The organism is Pandoraea sp. XJJ-1 (genome assembly GCF_026802345.1).
In the GTDB taxonomy this organism is placed as follows: domain Bacteria; phylum Pseudomonadota; class Gammaproteobacteria; order Burkholderiales; family Burkholderiaceae; genus Pandoraea; species Pandoraea cepalis.
The window spans coordinates 1,045,860-1,065,568 of sequence record NZ_CP113827.1; the positions used below are offsets into that span (position 1 = coordinate 1,045,860).

18 protein-coding genes are annotated in these 19,709 nt (G+C 65.1%); 14 read left to right on the plus strand and 4 right to left on the minus strand.

Annotated features, from left to right (window positions below; all coding sequences use genetic code 11):
* The first annotated feature begins 52 nt into the window (after positions 1-52).
* Genes OYT13_RS04820 through OYT13_RS04830 form a run of 3 tightly spaced genes read left to right on the plus strand, consistent with a single transcriptional unit; the run spans position 53 to position 4,573 of the window.
* Entirely contained in the window at positions 53-1,927 is a 1,875-nt protein-coding gene (locus tag OYT13_RS04820; RefSeq protein ID WP_268567352.1) for a feruloyl-CoA synthase, read from the plus strand.
* A 1-nt stretch (position 1,928) separates the two neighbouring features.
* Positions 1,929-3,671, plus strand: a complete 1,743-nt coding sequence (locus OYT13_RS04825; RefSeq protein WP_261939153.1) for an acyl-CoA dehydrogenase family protein — start codon at positions 1,929-1,931, stop codon at positions 3,669-3,671.
* Positions 3,668-4,573, plus strand: coding sequence for an amidohydrolase family protein (locus OYT13_RS04830; protein WP_261939152.1), 906 nt, complete (start codon positions 3,668-3,670; stop codon positions 4,571-4,573). Before OYT13_RS04825 ends, OYT13_RS04830 begins: the two co-directional genes overlap by 4 nt.
* Positions 4,574-4,616: 43 nt before the next feature.
* On the opposite strand, the gene pcaQ is transcribed toward OYT13_RS04830, so the two are convergent.
* Positions 4,617-5,564: a pca operon transcription factor PcaQ gene (gene pcaQ / locus OYT13_RS04835; RefSeq protein WP_261939151.1), complete on the minus strand. Its 948-nt coding sequence runs from the start codon at positions 5,562-5,564 to the stop codon at positions 4,617-4,619.
* A gap of 119 nt (positions 5,565-5,683) precedes the next feature.
* Between pcaQ and pcaH the strand changes: the two genes are divergently transcribed.
* The 5 genes from pcaH to pcaD all read left to right on the plus strand — a co-directional run bounded on the left by pcaH (position 5,684) and on the right by pcaD (position 9,747).
* Entirely contained in the window at positions 5,684-6,394 is a 711-nt protein-coding gene (gene pcaH / locus OYT13_RS04840) for a protocatechuate 3,4-dioxygenase subunit beta (protein WP_017233227.1), read from the plus strand.
* A 3-nt stretch (positions 6,395-6,397) separates the two neighbouring features.
* The gene (gene pcaG / locus OYT13_RS04845; protein ID WP_268567353.1) at positions 6,398-6,988 is read left to right on the plus strand and encodes a protocatechuate 3,4-dioxygenase subunit alpha; all 591 of its coding nucleotides are present in this window, start codon (positions 6,398-6,400) and stop codon (positions 6,986-6,988) included.
* Between the two features lie 140 nt (positions 6,989-7,128).
* Positions 7,129-8,505 (plus strand): 3-carboxy-cis,cis-muconate cycloisomerase, encoded by a 1,377-nt coding sequence (locus OYT13_RS04850; protein ID WP_268567354.1) that lies wholly within the window; start codon positions 7,129-7,131, stop codon positions 8,503-8,505.
* Positions 8,502-8,927, plus strand: a complete 426-nt coding sequence (gene pcaC / locus OYT13_RS04855; protein WP_268567355.1) for a 4-carboxymuconolactone decarboxylase — start codon at positions 8,502-8,504, stop codon at positions 8,925-8,927. Before OYT13_RS04850 ends, pcaC begins: the two co-directional genes overlap by 4 nt.
* Before the next feature lie 13 nt (positions 8,928-8,940).
* On the plus strand, positions 8,941-9,747 hold the full coding sequence (pcaD, locus tag OYT13_RS04860; RefSeq protein ID WP_017235255.1) for a 3-oxoadipate enol-lactonase: 807 nt from the start codon (positions 8,941-8,943) through the stop codon (positions 9,745-9,747).
* A 94-nt stretch (positions 9,748-9,841) separates the two neighbouring features.
* On the opposite strand, the gene OYT13_RS04865 is transcribed toward pcaD, so the two are convergent.
* Positions 9,842-10,771 (minus strand): helix-turn-helix domain-containing protein, encoded by a 930-nt coding sequence (locus OYT13_RS04865; RefSeq protein ID WP_051060325.1) that lies wholly within the window; start codon positions 10,769-10,771, stop codon positions 9,842-9,844.
* Positions 10,772-11,050: 279 nt separating this feature from the next.
* Here OYT13_RS04865 and pobA point away from each other — a divergent pair, with 279 nt between their 5' ends.
* Both pobA and OYT13_RS04875 read left to right on the plus strand, forming a co-directional pair.
* Positions 11,051-12,229, plus strand: a complete 1,179-nt coding sequence (pobA, locus tag OYT13_RS04870) for a 4-hydroxybenzoate 3-monooxygenase (protein ID WP_261939147.1) — start codon at positions 11,051-11,053, stop codon at positions 12,227-12,229.
* Positions 12,230-12,497: 268 nt separating this feature from the next.
* Positions 12,498-13,874, plus strand: a complete 1,377-nt coding sequence (locus OYT13_RS04875) for an MFS transporter (protein ID WP_017235258.1) — start codon at positions 12,498-12,500, stop codon at positions 13,872-13,874.
* A 101-nt stretch (positions 13,875-13,975) separates the two neighbouring features.
* Here the strand turns inward: OYT13_RS04875 and OYT13_RS04880 are convergent, their stop codons facing one another.
* Both OYT13_RS04880 and OYT13_RS04885 read right to left on the minus strand, forming a co-directional pair.
* Entirely contained in the window at positions 13,976-15,730 is a 1,755-nt protein-coding gene (locus OYT13_RS04880; protein ID WP_017235259.1) for a chloride channel protein, read from the minus strand.
* A gap of 52 nt (positions 15,731-15,782) precedes the next feature.
* A complete protein-coding gene (locus tag OYT13_RS04885; RefSeq protein WP_051060326.1) occupies positions 15,783-16,220 on the minus strand; it encodes a MarR family winged helix-turn-helix transcriptional regulator in 438 nt (145 codons plus the stop codon).
* Positions 16,221-16,461: 241 nt separating this feature from the next.
* On the opposite strand from OYT13_RS04885, the gene OYT13_RS04890 reads away from it, so the two are divergent.
* The 4 genes from OYT13_RS04890 (at position 16,462) to ahpC (ending at position 19,557) form a co-directional block, all read left to right on the plus strand.
* Positions 16,462-16,704 (plus strand): hypothetical protein, encoded by a 243-nt coding sequence (locus OYT13_RS04890; protein WP_150563235.1) that lies wholly within the window; start codon positions 16,462-16,464, stop codon positions 16,702-16,704.
* 143 nt (positions 16,705-16,847) lie between these two features.
* Positions 16,848-18,080: a helix-turn-helix domain-containing protein gene (locus OYT13_RS04895; protein WP_268567356.1), complete on the plus strand. Its 1,233-nt coding sequence runs from the start codon at positions 16,848-16,850 to the stop codon at positions 18,078-18,080.
* Positions 18,081-18,124: 44 nt separating this feature from the next.
* A complete protein-coding gene (locus OYT13_RS04900) occupies positions 18,125-18,802 on the plus strand; it encodes a Vgb family protein (RefSeq protein ID WP_017235262.1) in 678 nt (225 codons plus the stop codon).
* A 191-nt stretch (positions 18,803-18,993) separates the two neighbouring features.
* Positions 18,994-19,557 (plus strand): alkyl hydroperoxide reductase subunit C, encoded by a 564-nt coding sequence (gene ahpC / locus OYT13_RS04905; protein ID WP_017235263.1) that lies wholly within the window; start codon positions 18,994-18,996, stop codon positions 19,555-19,557.
* Positions 19,558-19,709 lie beyond the last annotated feature (152 nt).

Genomic DNA, 19,709 nt, shown 5'->3' on the forward strand with positions numbered 1-19,709 from the left:
GCGGACGCTACCGAGAGAGCGCCGCGGCGGGATCGAAGCAGGAGACAGTGTTTTGAATCAAGGCAACAACACCGCCGCCACGCACGACGTGGCGGCTCATCGCTATCGCCAGGTCGCCATCGGCAACCCGGGGGTCGACGTGATTCTCGATGGCGAATGCTGGTATCTGCGCTCGCGTGAGCCGCTCGGCGATTTTCCGGCGCGTCTCACGGACCGGCTCATCTCCGGCGCGGCACGGCACCCGGAACGGTGGCTCGTAGCGCGTCGCGGCCCCGACGGTCAATGGATCGGCATCACGTATGCGCAGATGCTGCAGCGTGCGCGTGCGATCGGCCAGGCATTGCGTGATCGCGGAATGTCGCCGCAACGTCCCATCGCGATCCTCTCCGGCAACGATCTGGAACACTTTGAACTCGCGCTCGGCGCGATGTACGCCGGGGTGCCGTTCGCGCCGATCTCGCCGGCGTATTCGATCGTGTCGACGGACTTCGGGAAGCTGCGTCATACGCTGGAATTGCTGCAGCCGGGGCTGGTGTACGCGACGGATGCGGGCACCTACGGTCGCGCCATGGACGCCGTGCTTGACGACAATGTGGTCCGCGTCACCGCGCGCGGCGACGGGGGCACGCTGGCCTTCGATGCGCTGCGCGATACCGTGCCGCGCGACATCGACGCCATTCACGCGCAAGTCAACGGCGACACCATCGCCAAGATCCTCTTCACGTCCGGCTCAACCCGTCTGCCGAAGGCCGTGCCGACCACCCAGCGCATGCTGTGCAGCAATCAACAGATGCTGCTGCAAACGTTCCCGACCTTCGGCGAGGCGCCGCCCGTGCTGGTCGACTGGTTGCCTTGGAATCATACGTATGGCGGCAGTCACAACGTCGGCATCGCGCTCTACAACGGCGGCACGCTCTACATCGACGACGGCAAGCCGGTCGCAGGCAAGTTCGAGGAAACGTTGCGCAATCTGCGCGAGATCTCTCCGACCGTGTATTTCAATGTGCCGAAGGGATGGGAGGATCTCGCCATCGCCCTCGAAAACGACGCGGCCCTGCGCGAGCGCTTCTTCGCCCGTGTGAATCTCTACTTCTTCGGCGGTGCCGGGCTGTCCCAGGCGGCCTGGGACCGGCTTGAACGCGTGACCGAGGCGCATTGCGGCGAGCGTATCCGGATCATGTCGGGGTTGGGGATGACCGAGACGTCGCCGAGTTGCATGTTCACCACCGGGCCGATCATGCGTGCGGGCTACATCGGCTTGCCCGCGCCCGGCTGCGAAGTGAAGCTCGCCCCAGTCGGCGGCAAGCTCGAAGTGCGCTTTCGCGGACCGAACGTCATGGCCGGCTATTGGCGTCACCCGTCGGGCGATCCCGTGTTCGACGACGAGGGCTACTACTGCACAGGGGATGCCGCCACATTTGTCGACGCGCAGCACCCGGAGGTTGGTCTGCAATTCGACGGACGCATCACCGAAGATTTCAAGCTCAGTTCAGGCACATTCGTGAGCGTGGGGCCATTGCGGGCTCGCGTGATTTCGGAAGGGGCGCCCTATGTGCAGGACGCGGTTGTCACCGGCATCAATCGCGACGATATCGGATTGATGGTCTTCCCGCGCGTCGAGGATTGCCGGCGCTTGAGCGGTTTGCCGTCACACGCGCCGCTGAGCGACGTGCTGGTGAGCGGTCCCGTGCGTGAAGCGTTCTCGGCACTGCTCGCACGACTGAATGCGAGCGCCGGGGGAAGCGCCACGTATGTTGCGCGACTCATGCTGCTCGACACTCCGCCCTCGCTCGACCGGGGCGAAGTCACCGACAAGGGATCGATCAACCAGCGCGCGGTGCAGGACCAACGTGCCGTGACCGTCGATGCGTTGCATGCCGCGCAGGCGGGCGACCCGCGCGTCATCCTCGCACCCGCAAGGCGCTGACATGATGTACCCGCAATCGCTTGGCGCGGCCGAAGACATCGCGTTCGTGCTGAACACGCTCGGCGTGGGCGACGCGTTGACACGCCTCGCCCCGTTTCGTGAATTCGACACGGCCACACTCGTGCAAGTCGTCGACGAAGCCGCCCGTTTCGCCCGTGAAGTGCTTGCGCCGCTCAACGCTGTGGGGGACCGCGAAGGTTGCACCTGGCGCGACGGCGAGGTGCGCACGCCCAGCGGCTTCGCCGATGCCTATCGCCAGTATTGCAACGCCGGTTGGCCGTCGCTGCCGTGCGATCCGTCATTGGGCGGACAGGGGTTGCCTGTCGTGGTGCAGGTGGCCGTGCAGGAACTCACGGCCGGCGCGAATCTCGCCTGGACGATGTACCCAGGCATTCTGCATGGCGCGTATGAATGCGTGCACCGATTCGGCAGCGCCGCACTGCGCGATGCGTGGCTGGGGCCGCTGGTCAGCGGTGAATGGCTCGCCACGATGGCGTTGACGGAACCGGGCGCCGGCAGCGACCTCGGGCAGATTCGCACGCGCGCCGAATGGATCGACGGGGCGCGCGAGACGGTGCGAGTGACCGGCGAGAAGATTTTCATCTCGGGCGGCGAGCAGGATCTCACCCCGAACATCGTTCATCTCGTGCTTGCGCGCACGCCGGATGCCCCGCCGGGCAGCGGCGGGTTGTCACTCTTTCTTGTCCCCAAGGTGCTTGCGCATGGCGAGCGCAATGCCGTGCGTTGTACGGGCATTGAGCACAAGATGGGGATTCGCGGGAGCGCGACGTGCTCGATGGCGTTCGAGGGCGCGACCGGTTACCTCATCGGTGCACCGCATCGCGGACTCGAGGCGATGTTCGCGATGATGAACTCGGCGCGGCTGCATGTGGGGGCGTCCGGCGTTGGGCTGGCGCAGAGCGCCTACGATATGTCGGTTCGACATGCCCTTGAGCGTGTGCAATCGCGCGTGCCGGGGGCCGATGCCGGCGTGCCCATCGCCGGGCATCCGGCGGTGTGGCGCTTGCTCGAGGGGCAGCGCGTGGCGGTCGAGGGCGCGCGACTGTTGTTGTATCGCGCGGCGCTCGCCATCGATGAGGCTCACCATGCCGACACGCCGCAGGCGCGCGTGCAGGCCGATGCGCTGGCGGCGCTGCTCACCCCGGTGGTCAAGGCGATGCTCACCGAGCAGGCGTTTCTGGGCGCCAGCGATGCGTTACAGGTTTTCGGGGGCTACGGTTATGTCGAAGAGACCGGCATCTCGCAGTTTCTGCGCGACGCGCGTATCCCGATGATCTATGAAGGGACCAATGAAATTCAGGCCATCGACCTGATGCTGCGCAAGGTCGTCAAGGACGACGGCGCCACGTTGTCGCAATGGCTGACGTGGGCGCGTGCGCAGGTGAGCGAGGCGCGCATCGTCGTCGACACGCGCGATGGCTTCGACGCCGCGCTGACGGTGCTCGACGAGTGGACGTTGCTGATGCCGTCGGTCATCGCGTTGGCGCGAACATCGCCCCGCGCGGCATTGTGTGTCGCGGGCGAGGTGATGCGCGTGGTGCACGGCTTGTCGATGGCAGGCCTCTGGGCGCAGGCGGCGCTGGCGGCGCACCGCGTCCAAGGGCCCGTCGCCGATGGGAAACGCCGCGCGGCGCGCTATTGGTTGAAGTTCAGCCTGCCGGAGACGCGTCGTGCGATGGCGATCGTCGCTGCGCAAATCCGTGACCCGGAGACCGCCGAATGAATCTCGACAAGCTCATCGCCATCGATACGCACGTGCATGCGGAAGTGTCGTGCTGTGAGCCACCGGACCTGTTCGGCAAGGCGTTCGACGACGCGGCCGATAAATATTTCGGCACGGTGCTCAAGCAGAATCGCCGCCCCACGATTCCCGAGACCATCGAGCATTACCGCGCGCGCAATATCGGCTTCGTGATGTTTACCGTCGATTGCGAGGCGAACATCGGGCGTCGCCGTATTCCGAACGAGGAGATCGCGGGCTTCGCGCAGGAGAACGCGGACATCATGATCGCATTTGCGAGCATCGATCCGCACAAGGGACGCATGGGCGTGCGCGAGGCGAGGCGGCTCGTCGAGGAATTCGGCGTGCGCGGCTTCAAGTTCCATCCCACCATGCAGGGATTCTTCGCCAACGACCGCATGGCCTACCCGATGTACGAGCTGATTGCCGAATACCAGCTCACTGCGGTCTTTCATAGCGGTCATTCCGGTATCGGCTCAGGCATGCCCGGCGGCGGCGGGTTGCGGCTCAAGTTCTCGGAGCCGATCCATCTCGACGACGTGGCGACCGACTTCCCGGACATGAACATCGTGATCGCACACCCGTCGTGGCCGTGGCAATCGCAAGCCCTGTCCATCGCGCTGCACAAGCCGAACGTCTACATCGATCTGTCGGGGTGGTCGCCCAAGTATTTTTCGCCGGAGCTGATGCAATACGCGAATTCGCTGCTGCGCGAGAAGATGCTGTTCGGCTCGGATTTTCCGCTCATCGCGCCGGACCGGTGGTTGCGCGACTTCGAGACGGCGGGGTTTCGCGACGAGGTCAAACCGCTTGTGCTCAAGGACAACGCAGTGCGCATGCTCGGGCTTGCGGACACGCAGCAGAACATCGCGTCGGCGGCGTGACGGGCGGCGGGCGGCGGGCGTGAACGGTCGCGCCGTGCTGTGGTCAGCGTACGCCCGGTGTGCCGTAGCGCACGCGTGCCGCTTCGCGCATGGCGCTGATGAGCGTTTGTTCCGGCGGCGTCGGGACGGTGTCGTTGCGCCACAGAATGCCGATGGACTCCTCGGTGCCCTTCGTCGCGAACGGCAAAGCACACAGCACGCCATCGGCAAGGTCGTCCTGCACGGTGATTTCGGAGGCGATCCAGATGACATCGTCGCGCAAGGTCATCGCGCGCGCGAGCGACATCGAGAGCAGCTCGGAATAGTCGTCGAGCATGCCCACGCCATGCGCGCGCAAGAAGCCGTCGGCGGTATGCCGCAGGATTGTGCCGTTCGGCGGCAGCACCACGTGATAGCGCGCAATGTCGGCCATCGACACGCTACGCTGCTGAACGAGCGGATGCGACGCACGCACCACCACGCTCAACGGGGTTGCGCACAGGTGCTCGAAGGTGAGGCCCGCCATGCCCTCGGGGTCCGACATCCGGCCGAGCGCCAGCGTGACCTGTCCGGACTTCAACTGCGTGAGCAACTGTTGATTGGCGCCGGTGTGGACTTGCACGACGATGCCCGGCCATTCGCGCCGGAACGTTTCGAGCACGCTGGGCATCATGGCGGCCGCCAGGGTGGGCAATACGGCGATCTCGATCACGCCGCCCGTCTGGCCGTTGGCGCGAGAGAGCACGTCGATGCCCTGACGCAGTGCACTCACGCTTGCGCCCGCATGCCGCAGAAACAGTTCGGCCTGTGCGGTGGGGCGCGCGCCATTGCGCCCGCGCTCGAACAGACGCACGCCCAGCAGGCCTTCGAGTTCGGCAATCGTCTTGCTGACGGCCGGTTGCGTAATGGACAGGGCTTCCGCGGCACGCTGCAGGCTGCCGTGTTGGGCAACCGCCAGCAGGCATTGCAGATGGCGCAGCTTGATGCGTCCGTCGAGTCGATGTCTTTCCATGCCGAAAAGTTATGAAAAACCTAAGAAAATGTCAATAAATATATCCATTGATTATGGATATAGTGTCGAAAACCAGCTGGCGGCAAGCCAGATTCGTCAACACAAAATGGAGTGAGACCATGTCGAATTCGACGACCGTCCTGCGCCCCCGCGACTGGGATTCGCATCCCAAGCTGATCGACAGCGGGTATAAGTCCACGGCGCTGCGCGGCCCCAAGCAACTGCTCGTGCCCGTCAAGCAGAACCTCGCGAACCTGCGTTCGCCGGTCTACGGTCACGGAATCGTCGGGGCGCTCGATAGCGACCTGACGCGCAATGCAGTGCGCAACGGCGAGCCGCTTGGCGAGCGCATGATCGTCACGGGCCGCGTGCTTGACGAAGGCGGTCGTCCGGTGCCGAACACGCTTGTCGAGCTGTGGCAGGCCAATGCATGCGGCCGCTACGTGCACAAAGTCGACCAGCACGACGCCCCGCTGGACCCGAACTTTCTCGGTGCCGGCCGCGCGCTGACCGACGCGCAGGGCCGTTACAAATTCCTGACCATCAAGCCAGGCGCTTACCCGTGGAAGAACCACCACAACGCGTGGCGTCCGCAGCATCTGCACTTCTCGGTGTTCGGTGAGTATTTCGCGACCCGGCTGGTCACGCAGATGTACTTCCCGGGCGATCCGCTGCTCGGCTACGATCCGATTTTTCAGGCCACGCCGGCGCATGCCCGCGACCGTCTGATTGCGCGCTTCTCGATGGATATCACCGAGCCCGAGTACGCACTGGGTTACGAATTCGACATCGTCCTGCGCGGTGCCGACCAAACGCCGATGGAGTCCTGAGTCATGTCCGATTATCAGCAAACGCCGTCGCAGACCGTCGGCCCGTACTTCGCTTATGGCCTGTCGCCGGAGCAGTACCGTTACGACTTCAAGAGCGCTTTCACCCCCGTGGTGGCGCTCGATCGTGCCGAAGGTGAGGCCATCCGCGTGATCGGACAGGTGCTCGACGGCGCCGGTCAACCGATCAACGACGCGTTGATCGAGGTCGTGCAGGCCGATGCCGCTGGGCGCTACGTGCAGAGCGCCGAGGACATCGAGCGCACCGGCTTTGCCGGCACGGGCCGCTGCGGCACCGGCACCCACGCCGAGCACTGTTTTGTCTTCGACACGATCAAGCCGGGCGCGGCCGCGCCCGGCGAGGCACCGCGCATCGATGTGATTCTGACGATGCGGGGCTTGCTCAATCATCTGTTTACGCGTATCTATTTCGACGACGAGGCCGCGGCCAATGCGCTCGACCCCGTGCTGCAACAAGTGCCGGCCGAGCGTCGCCACACGCTGATCGCACGCCGCGAGGTGAGCGGCGGGCGTGTGTCGTACCGGTTCGACATCCGCATGCAGGGCGACGAGGAGACGGTTTTCCTCGACCTTTGATGCTGGTCATGCAAGGCTGACACTGGCGCGGCTTCGGGCTGTCGGCATGAAAGTGCTGACAGCCCGCGGCCGTCTCCGCCTTTTTGCAACGGAACAGGGCGACCCGGCCTGACCCAACCCTAATCACTCTCGACGCTCCGATGACGGAACTGCTTGACTCTTTGCTGCGCGGCGCTGCCGTGACAGCGCGTTTCTCGCGCGACGCCACGCTGCAGGGCATGCTGGACTTCGAAGCGGCGCTGGCTGCCGCCGAGGCCGAGGCCGGCCTGATCCCGGCCGCCGCTGTCGCCCCGATCGCCGCCGCCGCGCGGGCCGGCGATCTCGACTGGCCCGCCCTGCGAGACGCCGCGGCTGGCGCGGGCAACCTCGCGATTCCCTTGGTCAAGCAACTGACAGCGCGTGTAAAAGCGCTCGATGCCGATGCCGCGCGCTTCGTGCATTGGGGCGCGACCAGTCAGGATGCCATCGACACCGGACTCATCCTGCAGGTGCGTGGCGCGCTCGACGACCTTGGCGCCGACCTCGACGGCCTCATCGCCGAACTCGCGGTGCAAGTTCGGCAGCATCGTGCGACCGTCATGGTCGGCCGCACGTGGCTGCAACACGCTTTGCCGATTACGTTCGGCCTCAAGCTTGCGGGTACGCTCGACGCTTTGTTGCGCGCGCGCGCCGATCTCGCGAACGTGCGTGGGCAGGTGCTGTGCGCGCAGTTCGGCGGGGCTGCCGGCACGTTGGCGTCGCTCGGCACGCTGGGCCCGGTGGTCGCCGCAGCGCTGGCGCGTCACCTGGGGCTGTCGGAGGCGATCACGCCGTGGCACGGCCAGCGCGATCGCATCGTGCGCGTGGGAAGTTGGGCGGCGTCGCTGACGGGCTCGCTGGGCAAGTTCGCGCGCGACACGGCGATGCTGACGCAAACCGAAGTCGGCGAAATTGCCGAAGCCTCCGGTCCCGGGCGTGGTGGTTCGTCGACCATGCCGCACAAGCGCAATCCGGTTGGCTGTGCGGCAATGCTCGCGGCGGCCACCCGCACGCCGCAACTGGCCGCCACGTTGTTCGTTGCGATGCAGCAGGATCACGAACGCGGTTTGGGCACGTGGCACGCCGAGTGGGAAACGCTGCCCGAACTGCTCATGCTGTGCGGTGGTGCGCTGGCCACCGCGCGCACGCTCGTGCAAGACTGGACGGTCGACACGGCGCGCATGCGGGCAAACCTCGACATCACGCACGGCCTCATCATGGCCGAGGCCGTGACGATGGCGTTGGGCGAAACGATGGGGCGTCTCGAAGCCCATCGGCGTGTCGAAGCACATTGCCGCAGTGCGCTCGCGCAGCACCGTCCTTTGCTCGACATCCTGCGCGAAGACGATGACATTACCCGCAGCCTCGGCATTGCAACGCTCGAGCGACTGACGGACCCGCAACATTATCTGGGTGCTGCCGAGACGTTTGTGGGCCGAGTTCTCGCGCTTGCCGACGCCGCCGTGACACCCTCACAACCCGGCAGGAAATCAACATGAACGATCAGGAACGCTACGACAACGGCATGCAGGTGCGCCGCGCCGTCCTCGGTGACGCGCACGTGGATCGCACCCTCACACGCCGCAACGAATTCAACGACGACTTCCAGAACTTCATCACACGCTTCGCCTGGGGCGATGTCTGGACGCGTCCGGGTCTCACGCGCCATATGCGCAGCATGGTGACGCTCTCGCTGCTCATCGCCTTGAATCGCGGCGACGAGTTTCGCATGCACGTGCGCGCCGCGTTCAACAACGGCGTGACGCGCGAGGAAATGAAGGAGCTGTTCATACACGCTGCCCTGTATTGCGGCCTGCCTGCCGCCAATCAGGCGATCCACGACGCCGAGACGATCTTCGCGGAGATGGAAGCCGCCGAGCCCGGTTCGACGACCCGTGCGCGCGACGCCGCACAACGCTGAGGAGCCGAAACGAATGACGACGGAACGTCTTATCGAGGTGGGCGACGCTACGCTGCGCGTGGCGATCGACGGCGACGACCGCGCACCGGCGTTGGTGCTGTCCAATTCGCTGGGCACGACGCTCGAGATGTGGGCGCCGCAGGTGCCGGCGCTCGCCCGTGAATTCCGGGTGGTCCGTTACGACGCGCGCGGACATGGCGGCTCGTCCGTCACGCCGGGCCCTTACGTCATCGACCAATTGGGACGTGACGTGATCGGGCTGCTCGACGCGCTGCATATCGAGCGTGCGAGCGTGGCGGGGGTGTCGATGGGCGGCATGACGGGCATGTGGCTGGGAATTCACGCACCACAGCGTATCGAGCGTCTCGCTATCGTTTGCTCTTCGGCGCACATCGGCGGCGAAGACGGCTGGAATGCGCGCATTCGCACGGTGCTGGCCGATGGTATGGCTGCCGTCGCCGACGCCGTGGTGTCGCGCTGGTTTACGCCCGCATTCGCGGAGCAGGAGCCGGCGTTGATCGAGCGCATGAAGGCGATGTTCCGCTCGCTGTCGCCGCAGGGCTACGCGGCCGCCTGCGCTGCCGTGCGCGATATGAATCAGCTCGACGAGATTGCGTCGATCACCGCGCCGACATTGATCGTGACCGGCGCGGGGGACCTCGCAACGCCGCCCGCGATGTCGAGCGCGATGCTCGAACGGATTCCTGGCGCGCAGCAGATCGTCGTGCCGGGCGCGCATCTCTCCAATATCGAGTGTGCCCCGGCCGTGACTGAGGCGCTCTTGAGCTTCCTGCGCGTGCCGACGCCGGCCAATGCGTAAGCACTGAGCGCCGACGCATCGGGGAATCTGCGAATCGGTGCGTCGCCGGGGGGCGGGCCTTCAACAGGGAAGGCCCGCCCCCCGGGGCATCAGGTTATGAGGCGTCGCCCAAGTGGGCATGTTGCGCGTTGCGGCGGAACGCCGACGGTGTGACGCCGACATGCCGTTTGAAGACGCGACAGAAATACGCCGGGTCCTGGAATCCGAGTTCGTAAGCCACGTGCGAGACCGGCGCGGGAATATAGATCAGCTTGCGGCGCGCTTCGAGCATCAATCGGTCCTGCACCAGATCGAAGGCCGATTTTCCCGCGATGCGACGGCACAACCGATTGAGCTTGCTCTCGGTGACGTGCAGTCGTTCGGCGTAGGCCGGTACAGCCCATGCCTCGGTGTAATGCGTCTCGACAAGGGCGCGAAAGCGCGCGAACAAATCCAGCTCCGTGCGTCCGGCCCGTGTCGCCGAATCGTGATGCGCATGCAGGCGCGCGAGCAGCAGCAGCACGCTGCGCGTGAGCCATCCCACCATTTCCGCATGCCCGAGTTGCGGGCGTGAAAACTCGTCCATGATGAGACCGAGCAACGTATGGAGACGGTCGCGCGTTTGCGGTGCGTCGCCCAGCGGGAATAGCCACGGCTTGCGCAGCAGCGACGCCATGTCGGCATCGGCGCCGAGCGCGGCATCGAACGGCACGCTCTGCGCCATCGTCAACACGAAGCCGTGCGCGCCGCGCGAGAAGCGGAAGTTATGGACGGCCGACGGATGCACCGTGATGACGGCCGGGCCTTGCACCTCCCACGTGGCGTCGTCGACGTTCGCCTCCACCGCGCCTTCGAAGATCGCCAGCACCTGGAACAGTCCCAGATGCCGGTGCGTGTCGATATGCCAGTCGTAGAGGCGGCTGCGCGTCTCAATCCACTCGATATGGACGAAATCGGCGCTGTCGGTGCCCGTCAATTCACCATACAGCGAGAATTCCGGAATCGCCTCGCGCGCCGCGCGCAGCCGGGGTGACGCGCCTGACATACTGGTTTTCCCTTGGTCGAAGTTGTCGAAAAAGTACAAGAAAGGCGTCGATTCATCCATTCAACTCGACGCGTGCGGTCCATAAGATATGACGCATTCGCCCCTCGTGACAAGGCGTGTCCATCGGTTCAGGGATGCTCGTTTACGCGTAGTCCCAATTCGGTGCAGCAAGCGCAAGGCAGCAGAGAAATGCAAGCCGCATGCAGGCCGTCGACCCGTCGCGAGATGCCCCGGCACGGGTGTGCCAGGCACGGGCAATGCCACTACAGGAGACAACGCATGCGAACCCATTACCCCGTCGTCATCGTCGGTGCCGGTCCGGCCGGACTGCTGCTTTCCCATCTGCTGCATCTGCAAGGCATCGAATCGATCGTGCTCGAATCGCGCACGCGCGCTGCCGTGGAATCGACCATTCGCGCCGGTGTGCTGGAGCAGGGCACGATGGATATTCTCAACGAGACGGGCGTGGGCGAGCGCATGCGTCGCGAAGGTGCGCTGCATCACGGTATCGAGCTGGCATTCGGCGGCCAGCGTCATCGCATTGCGCTGACCGAACTGACCGGCCGCGCCATTACGGTCTATGCGCAGCACGAAGTCATCAAGGATCTGATCGCAGCGCGCGAAGCGGTGCAGGGCGACATTCTGTTCGACGTGTCGGACGTCTCGGTGCATGACATCGATAGCACGAAACCGAGCGTGCAATTCACAGTGGACGGCCAGGTGCGACGGCTGACGTGCGACTTTATCGCGGGCTGCGACGGCTTCCACGGGGTGTGCCGCCCGGCCATGCCCGCCTCGGTGCGCAAGGAATATCAGCGCGTGTATCCGTTCGGCTGGTTCGGTGTGCTGGTGAAGGCGCCGCCGTCGTCCGACGAACTGATCTACGCGGCACACGAGCGCGGCTTCGCGTTGATCAGCACGCGCTCCCCGACGGTGCAGCGCATGTACTTCCAATGCGATCCGAGCGAGCGCGCCGAGACGTGGAGCGACGAGCGTATCTGGCAAGAGCTGCACATGCGCACGGAAAGCGACGATGGCTGGCGCCTCAAGGAGGGGCCGATCTTCCAGAAGAGCGTGATCGCGATGCGAAGCTTCGTCGCCACGCCGATGCAGTACGGTCGCTTGTTCCTGGCGGGCGACTCGGCGCATATCGTGCCGCCGACTGGCGCCAAGGGCATGAATCTGGCCGTGGCCGACGTGTGGCGTCTGGCGCGCGCGCTCGACGATTTCTTCCATCGCGATAATGAAGCCGGTTTGCACGGATATTCGGAGGCGGCGCTCAAGCGGATCTGGCGCGCGGAGCACTTCTCGTACTGGATGACGCGCATGATGCACCGCCTCGACGACGCCACGCCGTTCGAGCAACAGATGCAGCGCTCGGAACTGGAGTACGTTGTCAGTTCGCGCGCGGCATCGCTCATGCTCGCGGAGAATTATGTCGGGCTGCCGCTTGCCTGAGGCGCAGGGCGGGGCATCGGCGCGCGGGCGCCAGTGCTCGCCTGCTCGCGCGTATAACCGGCCGTTATGGATGATCTGACGAAAGATCATTTTGACGACCACTGGAAGGCCTTACAGTAGCGGCACAAAATCGACGCCGCAAATCCGTCGAATCAAGCCGACCGACAAGCGCGCCACGCCATGGCACCGGACGCGCATCGGTGGCGGCGAAATCCAAAATAATGACGGGACGACAACCGGGGCGGCCACGCCCCGAGGAGACAGTTTCATGCATCAGACGAGAACGGTGGATGTGCCCACCTATATCAACGCACACCGGTTTTCCGGCTATCAGTGGGTGGCGTTGATCCTGTGCTTCTTCGTCGTCGCCATCGACGGCTTCGATACCGCGGCCATCGGTTACATTGCGCCTTCGCTGGTGCAGCAGTGGCACATCGACAGAGGTTCGCTGGGTCCGGTGCTCTCTGCGGCGCTCTTCGGTCTGGCGGGCGGGGCGATCTTCGCCGGGCCGCTCGCCGACAAGCTCGGGCGCAAGACGCTGTTGGTGCTCTCGGTCGTATTCTTCGGCATCGCAAGTCTCGCGACGGCTTTCGCTCAGGATCTCGAAACGCTCACGGCGCTGCGCTTTCTGACAGGGCTGGGGCTCGGCGCGGCCATGCCAAATGCCGTGACGCTGATTTCCGAGTACGCGCCGGAAGCGCGTCGCGCGGTGATCGTCAACACCATGTTCTGCGGATTCCCGCTGGGTGCGTCGGTGGGGGGATTCGTTGCCTCGTGGGTGATTCCGCACTTTGGCTGGCATAGCGTGCTGGTGCTCGGCGGCGTGCTGCCGCTGGTGCTGTCGGTGCTGCTGATGCTTTGCCTGCCGGAGTCCGTCAAGTTTCTCGTGGTGCGTCAAAAGCCGATCGAGCGGGTGCGCCGCATCCTGTCGCGGATTTCGGGCGAGTCGCTCGATGACGTCGGCACCTTTACGGTCAATGAAGCGGCCCCGAAGCGGGCCGGTTCCGCCATCGGTGTCGTGCTCTCGAAGCAATATGGCTTCGGTTCGCTGATGCTGTGGGTGACCTACTTCATGGGACTCGTCATCTTCTATCTGCTCACGAGCTGGATGCCGCTGCTGTTCAAGGATGCCGGGTTCACCATCGAACGGGCTGCGCTGATCACGGCCCTGTTCCCGCTGGGCGGCGGCATCGGCACGATTCTGTCGGGCTGGTGCATGGACAAGTTCAACGCGCAGAAAGTGGTCGCCGTAGGCTACGCGCTCACGGCCGTGCTGGTGTATGCGGTGGGGCAGGCGATGGGCAACATCGGCGCGCTGGTCGTGCTGATTTTCCTGGCAGGCACGGCGATGAACGGTGCGCAGTCGTCGATGCCGTCGTTGGCTGCAATGTTCTATCCGACGCACGGCCGCGCCACGGGCGTGGCGTGGATGCTCGGTGTGGGGCGCTTCGGCGGGATTGCGGGTGCGTTGCTGGGCGCGGAACTGATGCGCCGTCACATGGGGTTCGCATCGACGTTCTCGCTGCTGGCCATGCCGGCTGTGATCGCCATGCTGGCGTTGCTAGCGAAGAATGCCTGGGAACGGGCCCACGGCAATTCGACGTCCGCGTCGCGCGACGCGCGCAACTCGGCGCCGATGCACTGACCAATAACGGTCGTCTCGTCGCTTCTCGCTCTGACGCGCCGTCAACCCTGGTTGACGGCGCGTCGTCGTATCGAGAATCAGCTACGTCGTCGTATCGAGAATCAGCTACGTCGGCGTCCGAGATGAAGCATGCGCTCGCGCACTTCTTCTTCCGAGCGCCAGTGCTCAGCCGGTTTGACCAGATCGCTGCGGCTGATGATGCCGACGAGCTTGCGTGAGGCGGCATCGCTCACGACCGGCAGTCGTTCCAGGTGATGCGCGGCGAAGCGTGCCGACACGATACGCCCCGTCTCCGACGCCAGCGCGACGAGCGGCGGATTCGCGCCATACAGTTGGCCCAGCGTTTGCAACCCTTGTGTCTGCGCGCGCGTGAGTGCTTGCCGGTCGACCATGCCGAGCACGCTGTGCTCGGCGTCGACCACGGGGTAGGCGCGATGGCGCTGGCCCGCGCCGAAGGCTTGCTGCGCGGCTTCGTCGATGAGCATGTTGGCGGCCAATGACACCGGCTCTCGGGTCATCAACTCGCCAACGTGCAGGCGCTCCAGCGGATCGACGCCGTATTCGCGGTGGATGTGACGGCCACGTCGCGCGATCTTCTCCGTCATGATCGAGCGCGGCATGATCCAGATCGTGATGCCGTAGGAGATGCCGCAAGTGAGCAGTAGCGGCAGCAACGCGTTCACGTTGTGTGTGAGACCAAGGGCGAAGACGATGGCCGTCAGCGGCGCGCCGAGCACGCCCGCGAGCGTTGCCGCCATGCACACCAGTGCCCACAGCGAGACGTCGCCACCCGGCAGCACCGGTGCGAGGAGCGTGCCGAGCCCGGCACCGATCATGAGCAGCGGTGCGAGCACCCCGCCCGAGGTGCACGATCCCAGGGCAATCGCCCAGATGATCGCCTTGACCACCAGCAGCGCCAGCGCGGCATGCAGCGTGAAGTGTCCGGCGAGCAGGTCTGCGATGACGTCATAGCCCACGCCGAGCGCACGCGGCTGGAGATAGCCGCCAATGCCGATGGCGACACCGCCGATGGCCGGCCACCACATCCAATGCACGGGAAGCTTGTGAAAGCCGTCTTCGATGGCGTAGAGGGCGCGCGACATGCCGGCGGACAGAACGCCCGCACATACGCCGGCGATCACGCACGACAGCAGGGCGATGGGGGCGACGACGGATTCCGCCATCGGAAAGAGCGGACCTGCGTCGAGCATCAGCGGCCGTGCGAAACCGGCGACCGCGCATGCAGCGATCACCGGCAGCAGGCTGCGCGGACGCCATTCGAAAAGCAGCAGTTCCACGGCGAGCAGCACGGCGGCGACCGGCGTGCCGAATACGGCCGTCATGCCGGCGGTGGCGCCGGCCACGAGCAGTGTCTTGCGCTCGGCGGCGCTCAGGTGAAAGTATTGGGCGATGAGCGAGCCGACGGCGCCGCCCGTCATGATGATCGGGCCTTCCGCGCCGAATGGCCCGCCACTGCCGATCACAATGCCCGAGGACAACGGTTTGAGGATGGCGACGCGCGGCGACATCTTGCTCTTGCCGAACAGAATCGCCTCGATGGCTTCGGGAATGCCGTGACCGCGAATCTTGTCGCTGCCGAAGCGGGCCATCGCGCCGACGATCAGTCCGCCGATGACCGGTAGAGCGATGACCGCTGCGCCGAGCGTGTTATTGGCGGGCGAGCGTGGCGCGAACGAGAGCGTTTGATAGAAGAAAAGGTTGGTGAAGCCCTGGATGAGGTGCAGCAGCAACCACGCGGCAGGCACACCGCAAAAGCCGATGACGGCGGCCAGCGCAATGAGTCGAGGCAGGCCCGGCGCACGCGAAAAGTCCCGTGCATGGGCGGGCGCGGCCATGGTGGAGTGAGGCGAAGGAGTATGGGGAACGGAAGCCATGACAATGCCGTGATTACAAATGAACGCCACGAATGTGGAAGATGTCCGCAAAGGTGCTCAACTCGTTGCGGTGCTGGGCGGCGAGATTCATGAGGCACGCGTCGCCCGCCGCTGAGAGGTGCACTTCCACCACTCGCCGGTCGCTTTCGTTTTGGCGGCGCGTGACGAGCCCGGCTTTCTCGCAGCGCGCAACGAGCGCCACCACGCTGTGATGCACGGCTTGCAGGCGCTCGGCCAATTCACTGATGGACGCCCAGTCGCGCCCCGGGATACCTTTGACGTGCAGCAGCAACAGGTACTGCTGCGGCGTGATGCCTTCGTCGCGTGCGGCGGACTCGCTGAAATTGAGAAAACGGCGCAGCCGATAGCGGAATTCCGATAGGGCTTCGAAATCGCTCTTGGTCAGCGCATCGGTGGTGACCGTTGGATTGGGCGAGGCAGGCGCAGGCATGAGTCGGGCGGGCGAGAAGCGCCGCATAGTCCAAAAACAAAAAAATATATCATATCGCGATACATTTGGCGGGCTTAGGGATAGCCGGGATGACAAATGGGGGCCAGTGCGTGCAGAATCGCGAAAAAACGAGACTCAGTAGTGACGGGAACTCGATCCCCGCCGAGATGACGGAACGCTCGTTGCCGATAGTCGGTGACAAGCGCCGTTCGAGCGGGCCGACCTCTGACAGGGAGGAGACATGGCTTCCACGGTCCGACGCCGCTGGCGTACGGGAACGTTGTTGTTGCTATCGGTGGCGCTGGGCTCCACAGTGGCCGCCTATCACTACGCCTCCGGTTTTGAACTGGGTGGCGGCGTTTTTCAGCAGATCGGTTTCGGACGTCAGGGCACGTCGTCCGGGCCGGGAGCGCACGTGCGCAAAGCGGCGTCGTCCTGTTCCGGGAGCGATTGTCGCGGCGACCCGGCGTCTCAGTCCCATTGAATCGTCCGCACGGCATGCCTGCCGCGCCCTCTTGCAGGGCGCGTCGTTCCCGCTTAGAAAACGTCACGCAGACCGACGGTGATGGTGTTCTGGGTTGCGTTGCATTCCGGCGCGCCATGCGTGATCCCCGGTAATATCGCGCGATGGACTCCCTCATTGCTGCTTCCGCGCGCGCGCTCGCTGCCGGCGATTCGCTGGGTGCCTTGCGTCGGATCGCGTTGCGCGACGATGCGCCAGCACTCGCGCTGCGCGGCATCGCGATGGCACAGCTGGGCGAGTTTGCCCGCGCGCGAGAGCTGTTCAAGCGGGCGGCGCGTAGCTTCGGCCCGCATGAGGCCCTGGCACGCGCTCGATGTGTAGTCGCCGACGCCGAAGTCGCGCTCGCCATGCGCGACCTTGGCGGGTCGACGCGATCGCTCCACGCCGCCGCCGCTGTGCTGCTTGCGCATGCGGACATCCCCAATGCCATGCTTGCGCATCTGGTGCTTGCCCGCCGCCTCGTGCTGCTCGGCAAGGTCGACGCCGCTGCGCAAGCCCTGCAGGACACCCCGTCAGACGCCGTCCCGGCGCGCCTCGTCGCCGGACATGCGCTGATCTGTGCCGAGCTGGCGCTGCGCACACTGCGCATTCCACAAGCGCATGCCATGCTCGCACATGCCCAAACGGCCGCGTCCGCGGCCAACATTCCCGCGCTGATCGCCGAAGTCGAGACCGTGCACGCCGCCCTGGCGCGACCGGCGGCTCGCCTTGCGCAGTCCGACGGCGAGCGCGCCTTGAACCTCGACGAAGTGGCACGACTGCTGCATTCGGATGGGCTCGTTGTCGATGCCTGTCGGCGCGGCATCAGCGCCGGCAATAGAGCCGGTAGCAGCTGGCGACCGCTGGCACGGCGTCCGGCGCTCTTCACCCTGGCGCTGCAACTCGCGCGCGCCTGGCCCGGCGACGTCGACCGCGATACGCTCATCGCGGAAGTGTTTCGACTGCGGCGCCCCGACGACACCCACCGCGCTCACCTGCGTGTGGAGATTGGCCGTCTGCGCGCGTTGCTCAAGGGACTCGCCGACATCGACGCGACGCCGCGCGGGTTCGTGCTGCGCACGCAAGGTGGGCGCGCAGTGTCGGTGCTGCTGCCGCCCATCGACGGCAATCGCGCGTCGCTTGTCGCTCTGCTGTCGGACGGTGCGGCGTGGTCGACTTCCGCCCTGGCCCTTGCACTCGGTGCGAGTCAACGCACCGTGCAGCGCGCCTTGTCCGCGCTGGAGCACGAGGGCCGCGTGTGCGCGCTGGGCCGCGCAAGGGCTCGTCGATGGACATCGCCGCCCCTCGCCGAATTCACGACGACATTGTTACTCCCTGTTGGATGGTCGTTTGGCTAGAGTGGACTTGCACGCCGACGACGGCGTCACAACCGGAGCCTGACATGACAAGCAAACTGCAACGAGCGGAACGTCCGCGTCCCCAAGCCGCCGTGATGGCGGCCGATATCGCCTGTGAGTACGGTCCGTTCGCGGGCAACGAGCGAATCCATGGCGTTACGTTCGACGGCCGACAGGTATGGGCCGCAACGGGCGATACCCTGATCGCCTTCGATCCCGCCACGGGCGAAGTTCGTCGCACGATCGCCGCCCCGAGCGACGCCGGCACGGCCTTCGACGGCACGCACCTCTATCAGATCGCCGAATCGCGTATCGACAAGATCGATCCGTCGACCGGCAAGGTCGTCTCGTCGATTCCCGCGCCCGACAGCGGCAGCAACTCGGGACTGACGTGGGCCGAGGGCAGCCTCTGGGTCGGGCAATATCGCGATCGCCGCATTCTCCAGATCGATCCTGCCACCGGGCAGGTGTTGCGCAGCATCGCGTCCGATCGGTTCGTGACCGGCGTGACCTGGGTGAACGATGAACTGTGGCACGGCACGTGGGAGAACGACGAGAGCGAACTGCGTCAGGTCGACCCCGCCAGCGGTGAAGTGCTCATGCACGTGGAGATGCCGCAGGGCATTGGCGTGAGCGGCCTGGAGCATAACGGTGCCGATCTGTTCTTCTGCGGCGGCGGTGGCAGCGGCAAGGTTCGCGCGGTGCGCTATCCGCAGCGCTGAGCCACCGAGCGTCGGACAATGGCCGGTCTGACGCGGCAGGGACGACATGGCGGGCCATGTCGGAAGCGCGCGCGAAGGCTATCGGCGCCGATAGCCTGAGCCAATTGCATAGATTTTAATAATCAATTTTAGTAAATCAATAGTTTTCGGCATACTGTCAACACTTTCCACCCCGTCAGAGAGACAACGACATGCCGATCATCAACAGCCAGATCAAGCCGTTCAAAGCCAACGCCTACCAAAATGGCGATTTCATCACCGTGACCGACGAGACCCTGAAGGGTAAGTGGTCGGTGGTCGTGTTCTACCCGGCCGACTTCACCTTCGTATGCCCGACCGAGCTGGGCGACCTGGCCGATCACTACGACGAGTTCAAGAAACTGGGCGTCGAGATCTACAGCGTATCGACGGATACCCACTTCACCCACAAGGCCTGGCACGACACGTCGGACACGATCCAGAAGATCCAGTACCCGATGCTTGCCGACCCGACGTTGGCGATCTCGCGCAACTTCGACGTGCTGATCGAGGAAGAAGGTCTGGCACTGCGCGGCACGTTCGTGATCAACCCGGAAGGCGAGATCAAGCTGTGCGAAATTCACGACAACGGCATCGGCCGCGACGCCAAGGAATTGCTGCGCAAGGTCCAGGCCGCGCAGTACATCGCCGCCCATCCGGGCGAGGTCTGCCCCGCCAAGTGGACGCCGGGCGCGCAAACGCTGAGCCCGTCGCTCGACCTGATCGGCAAGATCTAAGCAAGATCCAAGCGCTACGGGGCACTAACGGGCCGCGTCCTGCGCTACGCACGATCGCCGCCGCAAGCGCCTCGCCAGCGCGCCAGCCGCTTGAGTCTGGCGCGCCGGCCCCTGACCCCGAACCCCGACGCCGACCTGCGCCTGCCTGTGGC